The 15,360-nt window shown below is 71.0% G+C and carries 10 protein-coding genes; 2 read left to right on the forward strand and 8 right to left on the reverse strand.

Annotated elements, in window-relative coordinates; translation table 11 throughout:
* Positions 1-488: 488 nt before the first annotated feature.
* Both J5X75_RS15545 and J5X75_RS15550 read right to left on the reverse strand, forming a co-directional pair.
* On the reverse strand, positions 489-2,447 hold the full coding sequence (locus J5X75_RS15545) for a VWA domain-containing protein (protein WP_208468108.1): 1,959 nt from the start codon (positions 2,445-2,447) through the stop codon (positions 489-491).
* Between the two features lie 5 nt (positions 2,448-2,452).
* On the reverse strand, positions 2,453-3,883 hold the full coding sequence (locus J5X75_RS15550; RefSeq protein WP_208468109.1) for a sigma 54-interacting transcriptional regulator: 1,431 nt from the start codon (positions 3,881-3,883) through the stop codon (positions 2,453-2,455).
* Between the two features lie 78 nt (positions 3,884-3,961).
* Between J5X75_RS15550 and J5X75_RS15555 the strand changes: the two genes are divergently transcribed.
* Complete coding sequence (locus J5X75_RS15555) at positions 3,962-4,777, forward strand: PhzF family phenazine biosynthesis protein (protein ID WP_208468110.1); 816 nt, start codon at positions 3,962-3,964, stop codon at positions 4,775-4,777.
* On the opposite strand, the gene J5X75_RS15560 is transcribed toward J5X75_RS15555, so the two are convergent.
* The gene (locus J5X75_RS15560; protein ID WP_208468111.1) at positions 4,770-6,536 is read right to left on the reverse strand and encodes a Xaa-Pro dipeptidyl-peptidase; all 1,767 of its coding nucleotides are present in this window, start codon (positions 6,534-6,536) and stop codon (positions 4,770-4,772) included. The genes J5X75_RS15555 and J5X75_RS15560 overlap by 8 nt on opposite strands.
* A gap of 54 nt (positions 6,537-6,590) precedes the next feature.
* Here J5X75_RS15560 and J5X75_RS15565 point away from each other — a divergent pair, with 54 nt between their 5' ends.
* The gene (locus J5X75_RS15565; RefSeq protein ID WP_208468112.1) at positions 6,591-8,213 is read left to right on the forward strand and encodes an ABC-F family ATP-binding cassette domain-containing protein; all 1,623 of its coding nucleotides are present in this window, start codon (positions 6,591-6,593) and stop codon (positions 8,211-8,213) included.
* Positions 8,214-8,321: 108 nt separating this feature from the next.
* On the opposite strand, the gene J5X75_RS15570 is transcribed toward J5X75_RS15565, so the two are convergent.
* The 5 genes from J5X75_RS15570 to glgA all read right to left on the reverse strand — a co-directional run bounded on the left by J5X75_RS15570 (position 8,322) and on the right by glgA (position 15,314).
* Positions 8,322-8,858 carry a P-loop nucleotide/nucleoside kinase family protein gene (locus J5X75_RS15570; RefSeq protein WP_208468113.1) on the reverse strand — a complete coding sequence of 179 codons (537 nt, stop codon included), beginning with the start codon at positions 8,856-8,858 and terminating at the stop codon, positions 8,322-8,324.
* Positions 8,859-9,597: 739 nt separating this feature from the next.
* Entirely contained in the window at positions 9,598-9,978 is a 381-nt protein-coding gene (locus J5X75_RS15575; protein WP_238488115.1) for a hypothetical protein, read from the reverse strand.
* Positions 9,979-11,165: 1,187 nt separating this feature from the next.
* On the reverse strand, positions 11,166-11,513 hold the full coding sequence (locus J5X75_RS15580; protein ID WP_208468115.1) for a hypothetical protein: 348 nt from the start codon (positions 11,511-11,513) through the stop codon (positions 11,166-11,168).
* Positions 11,514-12,495: 982 nt separating this feature from the next.
* Positions 12,496-14,109: a glycoside hydrolase family 10-like protein gene (locus tag J5X75_RS15585; protein ID WP_208468116.1), complete on the reverse strand. Its 1,614-nt coding sequence runs from the start codon at positions 14,107-14,109 to the stop codon at positions 12,496-12,498.
* Positions 14,106-15,314 (reverse strand): glycogen synthase, encoded by a 1,209-nt coding sequence (gene glgA / locus J5X75_RS15590; protein ID WP_307798098.1) that lies wholly within the window; start codon positions 15,312-15,314, stop codon positions 14,106-14,108. Before glgA ends, J5X75_RS15585 begins: the two co-directional genes overlap by 4 nt.
* Between the last annotated feature and the right edge of the window lie 46 nt (positions 15,315-15,360).

The raw sequence follows: 15,360 nt of genomic DNA on the forward strand, positions 1-15,360 counted from the left end.
GATTGCGGAGGGGCGGTGAGTGGCCTGTCCGAGATTGCGGAGGGGCGGTGAATGCCTGCCCAAGGTGCTTTGCTGCTCGACACCCCTCCCTCCTCGATCTTGGACGTTTCACCACCCGCGGCGGTGTGCACCCGTCCAAGATCGCGCCGACAGGCGGTGGCGCCCGTCCGAATTGCGGAGGGGTGGCGGGTGCCCTGCGAAGTTGCGGAGCAATGGGTACCCGTCCGAGATTGCGGAGGGGCGGTGAATGCCTGTCCGAGGCGCTTTACTGCTCAACACCCCTCCCTCCTCGATCTTGGACGTTTCACCACCTGCGGCGGTGTGCACCCGTCCAAGATCGCGCCGACAGGCGGTGACGCCCGTCCGAATTGCGGAGGGGTGGCGGGTGCCCTGCGAAGTTGCGGAGCAATGGGTGCCCGTCCGAGATTGCGGAGGGGCGGTTGGTGGCCTGTCCGAAATTGCGGAGGGGCGGTGGGTGCCCCGCCGGGTCAGTGGGAGTGGCGGCCGCGGCGGGCGCGGACGTAGTCGTCGATCACGTAGCGGCCCAGGTCGGCGGCGTCGGGGCTGAAGACGCGGCCGCCGTTGCGCTGGGCGATCGCGCCGACGAAGCGGCGCAGGCCGTCGTCCTCGCCGAGCATGAAGACGTTGAGGGTGGCGCCGTACCGGGTCAGCTGGTCGACCTCGCGGACGGTGGCCTGGACGGTCTCCGGCAGCGGCGGCCACCAGAACACCGCCTCGCCGTCCTCCTCCAGGTGGGCGGTGGGTTCACCGTCGGTGACGACCAGGACGACCGGTTCGGCGCCGGGGTGGCGGCGCAGGTGGCGGCCGGCGATCTTGAGGGCGTGCTGGAGGTTGGTGCCCTTCTCGATGGTCGGCTCGATGGCGGCCAGCTCGCCCTGGGAGAGGGTCTGCGCATACTTCCCGAAGCCGACGATCTGGAGCGCGTCCTGCGGGAACCGGGTGGCGACCAGGTGGGACAGGGCCAGGGCGGTCTGTTTCATCGGGCCCCAGCGGCCGTCGGCGTACATCGAATAGGAGAGGTCGACGCAGAGGGCGACCGCCGCGGAGGCCCGGCGTTCGGTCTCGGCGATCTCGAAGTCTTCCGGCTCCAGGCGGACCGGAAGGGTCGCCGCGGAGGCCGAGGCGGCCCGGCGGCGGACCGCGTTGCCGATGGTCCGCACCACGTCGAGGGGCTGATCGTCGCCGAACTCCCAGCGGCGCGAGGAGCCGATCAGGTCACCGGCGGCGCCGGCGTCGCGCATGTCGTGTTCGCCGCGCCGGCCGGCGATGTCGGAGAAGATCGCCGAGAGGGCGGTCTGGCCGAGGCGGCGCAGCGCCTTCGGGGAGAGGGTGAGGCCGTCCGCGTCGCGCTGGACCCAGCCCTGGCGGCGCAGTTCGCGTTCCAGTTCGCGGAGCCGCCGCAGGTCGTCGGCGGCGCCCCGGCCGAGTTGGCGTTCGACCGCCTCGACGTCGACGTCGTCGAGGGTGGCGCCGGGATGGTCCTGGCCGAGTTGCTCGATCAGCTCGTCCAGGTCGGCGATCTCGCCGAGCGCCGACGCCGCGTCGCCGTAGCCGAGGTCGCCGGGGCCGCGCATGCGTTCGCCGCGGCCCCAGTTTAAGTTCGGCCGCAGGGTGCGCAGGTTGTCGGTGAGCTGGGCGAGCTGCCCGTGCAGCGGTCCGTCGCCGAGGGCCTGCCGCATCAGCTGCTCCAGCTCCTCGCGCTGTTGCGGGCTGAGCGAGCGCATCAGGCGTTCCGCGGCGGCGGCCTGCCGGGCCAGCGAGTCGATCAGCTCGTCGACGTTGCGGGGATCGTCCGGGAAGAACCGGCCGTGGCGGTCCATGAAGTCCCGGAACGCGTCGGTGGTGTCCTCGCCGCGGGCGTGCCGGCCGAGCAGGTCGTTGAGGTCGTCGAGCATGGCCGAGACGTCGGTGAGGTCGCCCTCCTGGAGGGCCTGTTTCATGCCGGCGAAGCGCTGGGCGACGACCTCCTGCCGCAGTCCGGCGAGGATCTGCTGGTAGATCTGCCGCGCTTCGGGTGACGCCCACTGATAGTCCGACAGTTCGGAGACCGCCTGCGACACCGAGCGGGGCAGGCTGTCCAGCATCGCCTCGTTGAAGCGGGCCTCGTCGTCGTCGCGGGCGGCGAGCGCGTCGCGTTCGGCGGCGAGGGCCTGGTCCAGCGCCTGCCGGGCCCGGGTGACGGTGCCGTCGAGGTTGCCGCGGCGCAGCGCCTCCCGCCGCAGCCGGCGGGCCCGGTCCATCAGGGAGTCGAGCCCGCGGCCGTCGCGCGGGCCGCTGCGGATGAGGTCACGCAGCGCGTCCCGCAGGCTGTCGCCGCGCAGGACCCGCTCGCCCATGGCGTCGACCGCCGCCCGTACGTCGTACGGCGGCGCGAGCGGATCGGGCCCGTCCCGCCAGGCCCCGTAGCGGAAGACATTGCCGGGCACGGACCTCAGCTCCCGTAGATGGTGCGGCCGTCGTCGGTCAGCTCCTTGGCGAGCCGGCGGGTCAGGTGCAGCCCTTCCAGCGCGAACTCGATGCCGGACGCCGCCTGCCCGGGGCTCGGCGCGTCGCCCAGCCCGAGCCGGGCGAGCACCTTGGCCAGCCCCGGCACCGTCCCGATCTGCCCGAGCAGCTCCTCGGCGCTGACCAGGTCACCGGTCTCGATGAGGGCGCCCTCGGCGACCAGGTCGGTGAAGCCGGACAGGTCGAGACCGGCGAGCCGGGCCCGGAACGTCTCGGCGGTGGCGACCCGCAGCAGGTGGCCGAGGATCTCGGTCTCCCGGCCCTCCTCGCCGCTCTCGAACTCGACCTTGCCGCGCAGCGTGGAGGTGACCGACACGGCGTCGCAGATCCGGGCGACCGCCTCGCGTTCGCCGCGCAGCCCGGCCCGGCGCAGCGCGGACGCCGCCACGGTCTCGGCCGCGGCGATCGCGAACCGGGCCGACACACCGGATCGCGCGTCCACCGACGGCGACTCGCGGACCGCCCGGGTGTAGCGGGCCAGCACCTCGACGAGGTGGTCGGGCAGGGACGCGACGAGTGCCGCCTCCTGCCGGATCAGGGCGGTCTCCAGCTCCAGGTCGACCGGGTAGTGGGTGCGGATCTCCGCGCCGAACCGGTCCTTGAGCGGGGTGATGATGCGGCCGCGGTTGGTGTAGTCCTCCGGGTTGGCCGACGCCACCAGCAGCAGGTCGAGCGGCAGCCGCAGTTGGTAGCCGCGGACTTGGATGTCGCGTTCCTCCAGCACGTTGAGCAGCGACACCTGGATCCGCTCGGCCAGGTCGGGCAGCTCGTTGACGGCGAAGATGCCCCGGTTGGTGCGCGGCACGAGGCCGAAGTGGATGGTCTCCGGGTCGCCCAGGGCGCGGCCCTCGGCCACCTTGATCGGGTCGACGTCGCCGATCAGGTCGCCGACGCTGGTGTCCGGGGTGGCGAGCTTCTCCCCGTACCGTTCGGAGCGGTGCAGCCAGGCGACCGGCAGGAGGTCGCCGGCCTCGGCGGCCAGCCGCCGGGAGGCGGGGGTGACCGGATGGTACGGATGCTCGTGCAACTCGGATCCGGCGATGTAGGGCGTCCACTCGTCGAGCAGGCCCACGAGCGCCCGGATGAGACGGGTCTTGCCCTGGCCGCGCTCGCCGAGCAGGACCATGTCGTGCCCGGCCAGCAGCGCGCGCTCGACCTCGGGCAGAACGGTGTCGTCATAGCCGACGATGCCGGGGAAGCGCGGCTCGCCGGAACGCAGCCGGGCCAGCAGGTTGTCGCGGAGCTCTTCTTTCACCGGACGGAACTGGTGGCCGGTGGCACGCAGCTCGCCCACGGTGCTGGGCAGATCGGCGGGTGAGGTCACCGAACGAACGCTACTCCGGAGATCCGACGGCATCGACTGTGCGCGCCGACACATCCAGGCGCGCGCGATTGGCTCTGGTCACCGTCGGCTGCCGCGCGGCAGGCTCGTCGCATGACGGAGATCCTTCGGTACGCGGCCTTCACCCTCGATCCGGCCGGCGGCAACCCGGCCGGGGTGGTCCTGGACGCGAGCACGCTCAGTGACGCCCGGATGCAGCGGATCGCGGCCGAGGTCGGGTTCTCGGAGACGGCGTTCGTGACCGCGGCCGACGGCGACCGCTACCGGGTGCGCTATTTCAGCCCGCTCGCCGAGGTGCCGTTCTGCGGGCACGCCACGGTGGCGACCGCGGTGGCGCTCGGCCCCGGCGAGCACGTCTTCACGACCAACGCGGGTGACGTGCCGGTCTCCGTCGACGAGGCCGGGGTGGCGACCCTGAGCAGCGTCCGGCCGCGGGTCGCCGACCTGAGCGGGGCGGATCTGGCGGCGCTGCTCACGGCGTTGCGCTGGGACGCCGGCGACCTTGATCCGGCGCTGCCGCCGCGGGTGGCGTACGCGGGGGCGTACCATCCGATTCTGGCCGTGACCAGCCGCGAGCGCCTCGCCGAGCTGGACTACGACGTGCCGGCGCTGACCGCGCTGATGACCGCGCGCGACTGGACCACGGTGCAGCTGGTGTTCCGCGACTCCACGGAGACGTTCGACGTGCGCGACCCGTTCCCGGTCGGCGGGGTGTACGAGGACCCGGCCACCGGCGCGGCGGCCGCGGCCCTCGGTGGCTATCTGCGGGAGCTGGAGCTGGTTCCGGCCGCCGCCGAGCTGCTGCTGCGGCAGGGCGACGACATGGGCCGGCCGAGCCGCGTCACCGTGCGCCTGGTTCCCGGGAACGAGGCGGTCCTGGTGAGCGGCCCGGCCGTCCCGATCAGCTGATCCGCAGGCCGGCGCCGGAGACGCCGACCACGGTTCCGGACGGGTACCGCAGGGTGTGGTCACGGTCGGTGGAGATCAGCACGAGGCCGATCCGGTGCCCGGCCGCGAACACGTGGTCGGTGGTCTGCAGGTCCCAGCGGAAGGTGTAGGTCTTCCCGGGGCGGATCGGTGTGGTGTGCGCCGGCGAGAACCGGTTACGCACATCGATCCAGCCACGGGTGACGATCTCGTACGGGGTCGTCGCCGTCACGTACTCCCGTTTGGCGAAACACCCGGGATCGCCCTCGATGCCCGGCCCGATGCAGTCGGTCTCGGCGAGCGTCCGGGTGCGGACGAACCGTTCCGCCTCCCCGTAGTCGACGAGCAGCGCGGTCAGGTACGGGCTGTCGCCGTCCAGCGAGGCCCGGACCGTGACCTCCGGGGTGCCGGTGAGCCGGGTCTCCGCGGCGAGTGGCCCGGTCAGGTAGGCGATGCGGTTCGGGTCGGCGGCGTCCGGCGCGTCCGCCAGGCTCTCGGCGGTCCGGGACGTGTCGTCGGTGAACGTCTGCCGCTCGCCCGTTCCGAAGTGGAACGAGGTGGGCCGCAGCGGCCAGGTCCGCGAGGTCACCCAGTGGTTCGGCGCGGTCTCCACGTCGGCGACCGGCTCCCGCATGATCCCGGTGTCGATCCGGTAGAGCCACTGGTCGAACCACCGGTGCAGGGTGGACAGCCACTCGGTGCGCCGGATGTTGAACGGGTCGGTGTGCGCGGCCTGGTGCAGCCAGATCTTGCGGGGAACGTTCCGCTTCGACAGCGCGTCCCACCACTGGCCGGCCTGCCCGGTCCGTACGTTGAAGTCGTGCAGCCCGTGCACCAGCAGCACACTGGCCCGCACCTTGTGCACGTCCCGCAGGTAGTCCCGCTCGGCCCAGTAGGCGCTGTAGTCGCCGGTCTCCCGGTCCTGCTCCCGTTCGATGTCCGCCATGACGTCCGCGCAGACCTCGGGATTCTCCCTGGTCAGCACGGCCTTGGCCAGAACGTCGGTGTCCTCGCCCTGGAATCCGCCGGGCGCCACCACCCCGCCGTTGCCGCGGTAGTAGTCGTACCAGCTGGAGATCGCGGCGATCGGCACGATCGTCTCCAGGCCGCGTACGCCGGTGGCGGCGACCGCGTTCGGCAGGGTGCCGTTGTAGGAGACGCCGATCATGCCGGTCCGGCCGGTGGTCCAGCCGGCCGTCACCGGGGCGCCGGCCGCGTCGAACGCCGGGGCCCGGCCGTTCAGCCAGTCGATCACGGCCTTCATGCCGAGCGTCTCGTTCCGGCCGCCCGATGTGGGGCAGCCGGTCGAGCCGCCGCTGCCCAGGCTGTCGGCGAACACCACGGCGTAGCCGCGCGGCACGAAGTAGTTGTCCAGATAACCGGCGAAGGTGATGGTCTCCGCCCGGTTCGCGTCGATCGATCGCTGCGACGACAGGCTGCCGTCGCGGTCGATGTCGTCGTGGTTGGGCACGTCGTTGAGGCCCGCGTAGTACGGGCTCGGCTGGAAGATCACCGGCACCTTCGTGCCGGTGGCGGGCCGGATGATCCGCACGGCGACCCGGTCCGGTTGCCCGTCCGAGTCGCTGTCGACCGGGGCCTGCACCCAAACCTGCTCCCGGATCGCGGTGGCGTAGTCGTGGACCGGTCGGGTGCCGGTCGCGGCGTGGGCCGGGGTCGCGGCGATGACCGCCGACCCGGCGAGAACGACGAGGAGCGCGAGGCTCCTGGCAAGCAGTCGCATCGCCACACCGTATCGCCATCCGTCGATTTCCAGGAGGGCCTAGAATCGTGCCTGATGAGCGCCACAATGATCGCCCGCGACCTCGCCGCGGGACACGGGGACCGCACCCTCTTCGACGCACTCGACCTCGTGGTCGCGCCCGGTGACGTGATCGGGCTCGTCGGCGTCAACGGGGCGGGGAAGACCACGCTCCTTCGTACCCTCGCGGGTTTGATCGCCACCGAGAGCGGAAGCGTCTCGCTCAGCCCGCCCACCGCCAACGTCGGATATCTGCCGCAGGAACGGGAACGGCGCGCCGGCGAGACCGTGCGGGAATTCCTGGGCCGGCGCACCGGGGTGTCCGCCGCGCACGCGGCGATGGACGCCGCCGCCGCCGAACTCGCCGAGGGAGAACCCGGCGCCGACGACCGGTACTCGGCCGCGCTCGAACGCTGGCTGGATCTCGGCGGCGCCGACCTCGAGGACCGGATCGCCGAGACCGACCTCGGCTTCAGCGCGGACCTGCCGATGACCGCCCTCTCCGGCGGCCAGGCGGCCCGCGCCGGCATGGCGTCGCTGCTGCTCAGCCGCTACGACGTCTACCTGCTCGACGAGCCGACCAACGACCTCGACCTGGACGGCCTGGCCCGTCTCGAATCGTTCGTGGCCGGGCTGCGCGCGGGAGTCGTGGTGGTCAGCCACGACCGCGAATTCCTCACCCGGACCGTCACCAAGGTCCTCGAACTCGACCTGGCCCAGCGGCAGGTCCGCCTCTACGGCGGCGGCTACGCCTCCTACCTCGACGAGCGCGAGCGGGCCCGGCGGCACGCCCGCGACCAGTACGAGGAGTACGCCGACAAGAAGGAGGACCTGCTCGAACGCGCCCGCACCCAGCGCGCCTGGATGGACAAGGGCGTGCGCAACGCCCGCCGCAAGGCCACCGACAACGACAAGCACGTCAAGGCGTTCCGCGGCGAGACCAGCGAGAAACAGGCGGCCAAGGCCCGCCAGACGGAACGCCTGATCGAGCGGCTCGAGGTGGTCGAGGAACCCCGCAAGGAGTGGGAGCTGCGCATGGAGATCGCCGCGGCGCCACGCGCGGGCGCCGTCGTGGCCACCCTTCGCGAGGCGATCGTACGACGGGGAGCGTTCACTCTCGGCCCGGTCACACTCCAGATCGACTGGGCCGACCGGGTCGCCATCACCGGTGCCAACGGCTCCGGCAAATCCACGCTGCTGGCCACCCTGCTGGGCCGGATCCCCCTCGACACCGGCGACCGCCACCTCGGCCCCGGTGTGGTGATCGGCGAAGTCGACCAGGCCCGCGGCCTGTTCCTCGGCGACGAACCCCTGGCGGTCGCGTTCGGCGCGGCCGTACCCACCTGGCCGGACGCCGACGTCCGCACCCTTCTGGCCAAGTTCGGCCTCCGCTCCGGCCACGTGCTGCGCCCGGCCGCCACCCTCTCCCCCGGCGAACGCACCCGGGCCGCGCTGGCCCTGCTCCAGGCGCGCGGCGTGAACCTGCTGGTCCTCGACGAGCCCACCAACCACCTGGACCTGCCGGCCATCGAACAGCTGGAGTCGGCGCTGGCCTCCTACACCGGCACCCTGCTACTGGTCACCCACGACCGCCGCATGCTGGAGGCGGTGGCCACCAACCGCCACATCGAGGTCACCGACGGCAAGGTCACCGCCTGACCCCTCCCGTAGCGGCCGGTCATGTCGCTCAGGTGGCCGGCCCGCCGGCCGGTGATCAGGCCCTCCTGCTCGCCGCCGTTGCCGCCCTCCATGTCGCGCCGCCCTTCTTCACGGCGCCTTCCGGGGGACGACGGCGGCGTCGAGCACTCCGGCCAGCACCGCGGTCACCGGCCCGGTGGCGTCGATGATCGTCGCCCCGTAGGGCTGGTAGAGCTCCGTCATGCGCGGATTCCAGTCCAGCGCCGCCCGGAGCTCCTCGGGATGCCGTCCGAAGCTGTTCGTCGTACGGGTGGCGAGCCGATGGCGGAGGGTGGATTCGTCGATCACCAGGCAGACGATGCGGTCGAAGAGGTCACGAACGTCCGCCTCGTTCTCCGCCGATCCACACAGGAACGCGACGCCGGACCGCGACTCTTCGGCGAGGCTCTGCACGCGCTGACGGTCGATCGCCCAGCCGAACCGGTCGAGCCACCCCTCCGGAACCGGATCCGGCGGATTCACCACCACCTCGCCCGTGACCCGGTCGAACCAGCGGCAGAAGCCGTCCTCATCGGCGTCGAACGCGACGTGGCCACGCACCCGCAGCATCCCGCATATCGTCGACTTGCCGGCGCCCGAGTTGCCCGTCACCCACACCAGCGTCACGCCGCCAGCATAGATGTCGACGGATAGCCCCTCGCGTCACCTGTTTCCGAAGCTCTCCGCCCACTTCCCGGCCTCGTTCGTCAGCCACCCAGAACCTCGCCCGGCCACGGCTCGTCCGGGGACTGTCCGGACAGCCACTGACCTTGCCCAGCTGACCATCAGTGCCGACTCGGAAGTCGGCTATCGCCGCAGCTCACGCCTTGACCCGCGCACCGGCACTCAACCGCATCGATCGACGACGTCATCTCGACCGCGCCCGACAGCCGACCTCCACGCACGGCACGGGCGCCGCAAAAGGGACACGGATGGCTGGCTCGCCCGCTCCGAACAGCACCCTCAGCACCAGCCGGACAACATCAGCCGCAGCGCACAGCCAGCCTTGCCCCGCCCTCCCCGCCCGAGTGCTGAACATCCCCAAGACGGCGGGTCTCGTTTCACAGCCGAGCGGGAATGGCTGATGCCCGGTCGCTCCCATTTTTCGCCCTTCCCGCGTCGGCTCACATGGGAAAAGGCCGACGGCGGGGATTTTCTCCGCCCTTCACCGAGTTCTGGCCAGATTTCTCATTAGGAAACCACCCGGGCAGCGCGACGCCGTAACCATTTCGGCGGGCGTGCCCAACAATCCGGTTACCGTTTCGTGGACAGAGCCTTCAACGGGTGGCCATCCGCTACGGGCCATGCCGGCTGAGAACGCCCAGTGCCGTTGATGGCTACAGGCACGCCGACTGCGGCACCCACATCACGAGCGACGACGGTGACTCTGGCGTCGAGGGTTGCGGTGGATGCCGTGACGGGGGCTCTTTCCAACGCAACTGGGGACCGGGGCCGAGACCAGCTCGGGCGGAACCAGCCCGGACGGGACCAAACCGGGCGCGACCAGCCCGGACGAGACCAGCCCGGACGAGACCAGCCCGGACGAGACCAGCCCGGACGAGACCAGCCCGGACGAGACCAGCCCGGACGAGACCAGCCCGGACGAGACCAGCCCGGACGAGACCAGCCCGGACGAGACCAGCCCGGACGAGACCAGCCCGGACGAGACCAGCCCGGACGAGACCAGCCCGGACGCGACCAAACCGGGCGCGACCAGCCCGGACGGGACCAAACCGGGCGCGACCAAACCGGGCGCGACCAAACCGGGCGCGACCAAACCGGGCGCGACCAAACCGGGCGCGACCAAACCGGGCGCGACCAAACCGGGCCGGAACCAGGCCAGGGTCGGAACCGGGGCCGAAGACCGGGCCAGGGCCGGGTTTCCGGCGAGGCTCCGAAACCCACACAGGACTCCGCCCGCGACCATCGGGCCTGTGTGGATCTCTTCGGCTGGCCGCGGATGCTGAGCCAGCTCGGCCGCGACGGCTCTGATTGCCGACCGGAAACTCTCGACTGACCATGGCCGCTGCTCCAACCCGACCGCCACCGCCCTGAGGACCAGCCAGAACCCCACGACAGACCACGACCGCCGCTCCAACCCAGCCGCCACAACCCTGACGACCAACCAGAACCCCACGACAGACCACGACCGCCGCTCCAACCCGACCGCCACAACCCTGACGACCAACCAGAACCCCACGGCCAGGCGTTGACGGGTCGGCCATCGGGTGCGACGGCGAGATCACAGCGCTCGGCCTGTGGAGTGACCTCGGCCTGGGTGGTGCGGTTGCGGATGCGTGGGGGGACCTGGCTGCGGTGGACGGCCTCCGACCGTCCGGTGCGCGCCGGGCGGGAGGCTGCGGCCGCACAGCGGGAACGACCGGCTGCGCGGCGGATGCGGTAGGCACAGCGGGACGGCCCGGGCCGGCGGGGGTCGGCGAGGCGGCGTTGTTGCCGCGGAGGCGGCGAAGCTTTTCGGCGTGGCGGCGCTCGAGGCCGAAAGCGCGACGCCGCTGTTGTATGCGACGAAACTCCTCCCTCTCGGGAGAATAATTGCGCGCCTTCGCCGGATCACGCATCTCCGCGATCTGCGTCCTACTGAACAGCGATCCCTGCCCCATGAATAGATTTTTCCGCGACCCGATCGCGAAGTGTAAGCGGATGATCATGCCATCCTTTTTAACCAGCGCATTGAGAACCGTGTCACCGCGATGAATAGAATTGAAACAATAGCCGGAAACTGGCGAGAAGGGATCCATGTCGCGATTGACCCATTCGGCGCCCTGATCGAGGGCACATGGCGGTAGGGTCGAGAGGACGAGGTTGTCGTTCTCATTCTCGGTGGAGTGCGTTGATGCCCGGTCGCTGGCCGCCCGGTTCCCGCGCGGCGGTGATGCGGCCCGGCGCGGGCTCGTGCCGAGAGCGGTAGGCGGTTCAGGTCAAGAGAATCAGCGCCGCTTCTGCCAGCTTCCTGACGCGATCCCATTCCGCACGATCGGCCAGGGCATCGATGTGCCACAGACTCGCGTTCGGGTCACCGCTCATCGCACCGAGCTGATCATCGAGCAGAGTCGATGCCGGCATCGCCGTGTCGTTCAGCCAGCGGCGCTCGACGAAGGTCGGCGCCAGCCGGAAACCGTCGTCGAACTCCAGTGCGAGCTCTTCAGCCGACGGAGCGGCGCCAATATTTTCAAGCCATGCCACCTGCGCATCGGCTTCCGGGGCAAGCACGGCGACACTACGCACGAACGCGACAGCGAATCTCGGGCCCGGTTCGTTCACGAGATCATCCTAGTAATCGTGTCGGTCGATGCCGGTCTCCGATCACCGCCGAGGAGGTCCTGCCCCGGGTTCGAAGTGGACAGGATGGCGGCGGTCGACGGGCCGGAAGCGGTGAACCGGCCTGCCGCCGCTCATCGACCGGCCGCGGTGACCGACAGAGCGCATGCCGTCGGTGAGTCACACCGAACTCGCGGTGGACAGCCGCATGCGAGCGAACCACCGGTCATCTCGACCAAGCCAGGTCCGGCGAAATCAACCGGACGGGGAACGATGCCGCCTACCGAGGGGACGGCGTCATCGACGGGCTGACCGGGGCAGCCTACGGACGGGCGACCGACTGACCGGGGCAGCCTACGGACAGACGACCAGCTCACCGGGGCAGCCAACGGACAGACGACCAGCTCACCGCAGCAGCCAACGGACAGACGACCAGCTCACCGCAGCAGCCAACGGACAGACGACCAGCTCACCGGAGCAGCCAACGGAAGAATGACCGGCTGACCGGGGCAGCCAACGGACGGACGACCGGCCTGCGCGCTTGCAACGCCAGGGCTGTTCGGGTGAGGGCGGCGCCGAGGACGTTGTGGAATACGCCGGCGGCCTCGCGGACTCCGCTGTTCGTGATTGGTTGCGGGAGTTCGGGGGCCGGCACGACGACGATGCGGGACGAGTGTGGCGACGACCGGCCTGCGGACGGTGAACGTCAGGCCGACCGCGAATATGGGATGAAGCGGACCATGTCGAGGGTGGCCTGCGCGTCGATGGAGTACGGGTCAGGTGAGGAGGCCCGGGTTCGCCTGATGGAACTCCGGCGTCCGGCTGCGGCTGCGGCTGCGGCTGCGGCTGCGGCTGCGGCTGCGGCTGCGGAGACGGTGGTCGGCACCAGGAACGCTGTTCCGCGGAGCTGATTGAGCGCGTACGCCGTCACCACGCCGGCCGCGCCCGCAGCACCGCGGTCTCGGTGGTGAGACGTTGGAAGGGGTCAGCCGGTGGTGTGGAACGGGGCGCTCAGGGTGCCCTCGTTGGCGGATCGGTCCAGGCCGCTCAGGCAGTAGGTGACCGGGCCGGCGGGAGGTTTCGGGTCCACCACGGGGGTGCCGGCACGACCGGTCGCGATCAGGGTCGCGTCCTTGTCACCCGTACGATAAAGGGCCCAGCTCGCGCCCTCGGAGGCCGCAGCCGTCCGCAGGGTGATCCCGCCGGCGTCGCGGGTGGCCCCGGTGATGCGTGGCGCCGTGGGCGGCGAAGCCGGCAGGCGCGACATGACCGGCGGCAGGGCGGGTGACGCGTAGTGCCTGGTGGTGTACCGGGTGACCGCGCCGAGCCGGTCGGCACGGACCTGCTTGGCGTTGTAGTGGATCTGGCCCTGGACGCCGTACCGGTCGTTGAGGGTCAGTTGTTTGTCGATCTGGGCGGGGTCGCTCCAGTCGCCCTTCTCGCCGATCCGGTAGTCGGCGATCCCGATGTAGAGCTGCACACCGGTGCCCTTGACCGTTTTCGCCCACCAGGGCAGCACCTTGGCGTAGTCGGCCTTGTCGAAGCCGATGGTCCAGTAGAGCTGCGGGACGATGTAGTCGAGCCAGCCCTCGCGCACCCATTTCCGGGTGTCGGCGTAGATGGCGCTGTAGCTCTCCAGGCCGTTGGTGTCGGAGCCCTCGCCGCCGTTGCGCCAGATGCCGAACGGGCTGATCCCGAACTTGACCCACGGTTTGATCTCGGCGATCCGCTGTTTCATCTCGCGGACCAGGGTGTCGACGTTCTCCCGCCGCCAGTCGGCCCGGCTCATGCCGTTGCCGTACTTCGCGTAGGAGGCGCCGTCGGGGAAGTCGGCGCCGCCGCCGTCGCCCGGGTACGGGTAGAAGAAGTCGTCGAAGTGGACGCCGTCGACGTCGTACTTCTGGACGGCCTCCAGCATCGCGTCCTCGACGAACCGGCGGGCCTCCGGGTTGCCCGGGTCGTAGTAGAAGCGGCCCTTGGCGCCGGCCGGATGCGCGATCCGCCACTCCGGGTGGACCACCAGCGGATGGTCGGCGGGCAGCTTGGTCAGGTCGGTGCCGGCGCCGGACGGGGCGAACTGGGTGCCCCGGTACGGGTTGAACCAGGCGTGGAACTCCAGGTTGCGGGCGTGCGCCTCGTCGACCATGAACGCCATCGGGTCCCAGCCGGGATCGCTGTCGTCCAGCTTGCCGGTCAGCCAGTTCGACCAGGGGGCGTACGCGGACGGCCAGAACGCGTCACCGCTGGGCCGGACGTGCACGAAGATCGCGTTGTGGTGTTTCGCCGCGGCCAGGTCGAGCCATTGCCGGTACTCGGCCTTCACCTGCTCCTGCGGGAGGCCCGGCCGGCTGGGGAAGTCGATGTTGTAGACCGTGGTGAGCCACATGCCGCGCAGCTCACGCGGCGCGCTGACCGGAAGGGTGCCGCAGCGGCCGGCCTGGACCGGGGCGGGCGCCTGCGCCACGGCGACCGGGTCCCCGGCCTCGGGTGCCTGGTAGAAGGCGGCCCGGACCAGGCCGAGACCGAGGACGGCGACCGCGAACAGGACGGTGGCGGACAGCAGCGCCACCCAGACGGGTGGCCGGCGGAGCAGGCTCACCGCACCGACCGGTAGATCTCGAGGGTGTCCTCGGCTATCCGGGACCAGCTGAACCTCTCCACGGCGCGGCGGCGCCCGGCCTTGCCCATCCGCTCGGCCAGCGCCGGGTCGGTCAGCAGCCGGGTCAGGGTGGCGGCCAGGTCGGCGACGAATCGCTCCGGGTCGACGGGCGTGCCGGTACCGTCTTCGAGCTGCTGGATCGGCACCAGCAGGCCGGTCTCGCCGTCGGCCACCACCTCGGGGATGCCGCCGGTCGCGGTGGCGACCACCGCGGTCTCGCAGGCCATCGCCTCCAGGTTGACGATGCCCATCGGCTCGTAGATCGACGGGCAGACGAACACGGTGGCGTGCGTGAGGACCTGGACGACCTCCTGCTTGGGCAGCATCTCCTGCACCCAGACCACCCCGTGCGGGTCGCGGACCGCCCGCAGCTCGCGCGCCAGGTCGGCGACCTCGGCGGCGATCTCCGGGGTGTCCGGCGCGCCGGCCAGCAGGATGATCTGCGCCTCGGCGGGCAGCTCACGGCAGGCCCGCATCAGGTACGGAAGGCCCTTCTGCCGGGTGATCCGCCCGACGAACACGACGCTCGGCCGGCCGCGGTCGATGCCCAGCCGGTCGACCACGTCGGTCCCGGAAGACGGCGCGTAGAGGTCGGTGTCGATGCCGTTGTAGACCACATGGATGCGGTCCGGATCAACCGAGGGGTACGCCTTGAGCACGTCCCGCCGCATTCCGCCGGACACCGCGATGACGGCGTCGGCGTTCTCGATGGCGGTGCGTTCGCAGTACGAGGACAGCGCGTACCCTCCGCCCAGCTGTTCGGCCTTCCACGGGCGCAGCGGCTCCAGACTGTGCGTGGTCAGCACGTGCGGCACGCCGTGCAGCAGCTTGGCGGTGTGGCCGGCGAAGTTCGCATACCAGGTGTGGCTGTGCACCACGTCGGCGCCCTCGCAGCCGGATGCCATCGCCAGGTTGACGCCCATGGTGCGCAGCGCCGCGTTGGCGCCGGACAGTTCGGCGGGTTCCGGGTAGGCGGTGACGCCCGGCTCGTCGCGCGGCCCACCGAAGCAGTGCACCCGCACGTCGGCGAGCCGGCGCAGGTCACGGGTCAGGTATTCGAGGTGGACCCCGGCGCCCCCGTAGACCTCCGGCGGGTACTCACGGGTGAGCAGGTCAGCACGCAGGCGGGTCGAGGAGTCCGTCACGAGTCGCAAGCTTAGCGCCCGGATTGGACCGGGGCCGCACCCGAAC

The sequence above is a fragment of the Actinoplanes flavus genome (genome assembly GCF_017592555.1).
Taxonomy (GTDB): domain Bacteria; phylum Actinomycetota; class Actinomycetes; order Mycobacteriales; family Micromonosporaceae; genus Actinoplanes; species Actinoplanes flavus.

Bases quoted from the DNA above. Each gene is read 5' to 3' on its own strand.
- J5X75_RS15550 (WP_208468109.1), bottom strand. From the start codon at position 3,883: ATGCCGTCGGATCTCCGGAGTAGCGTTCGTTCGGTGACCTCACCCGCC.
- J5X75_RS15555 (WP_208468110.1), top strand. From the start codon at position 3,962: ATGACGGAGATCCTTCGGTACGCGGCCTTCACCCTCGATCCGGCCGGC.
- J5X75_RS15560 (WP_208468111.1), bottom strand. From the start codon at position 6,536: ATGCGACTGCTTGCCAGGAGCCTCGCGCTCCTCGTCGTTCTCGCCGGG.
- J5X75_RS15565 (WP_208468112.1), top strand. From the start codon at position 6,591: ATGAGCGCCACAATGATCGCCCGCGACCTCGCCGCGGGACACGGGGAC.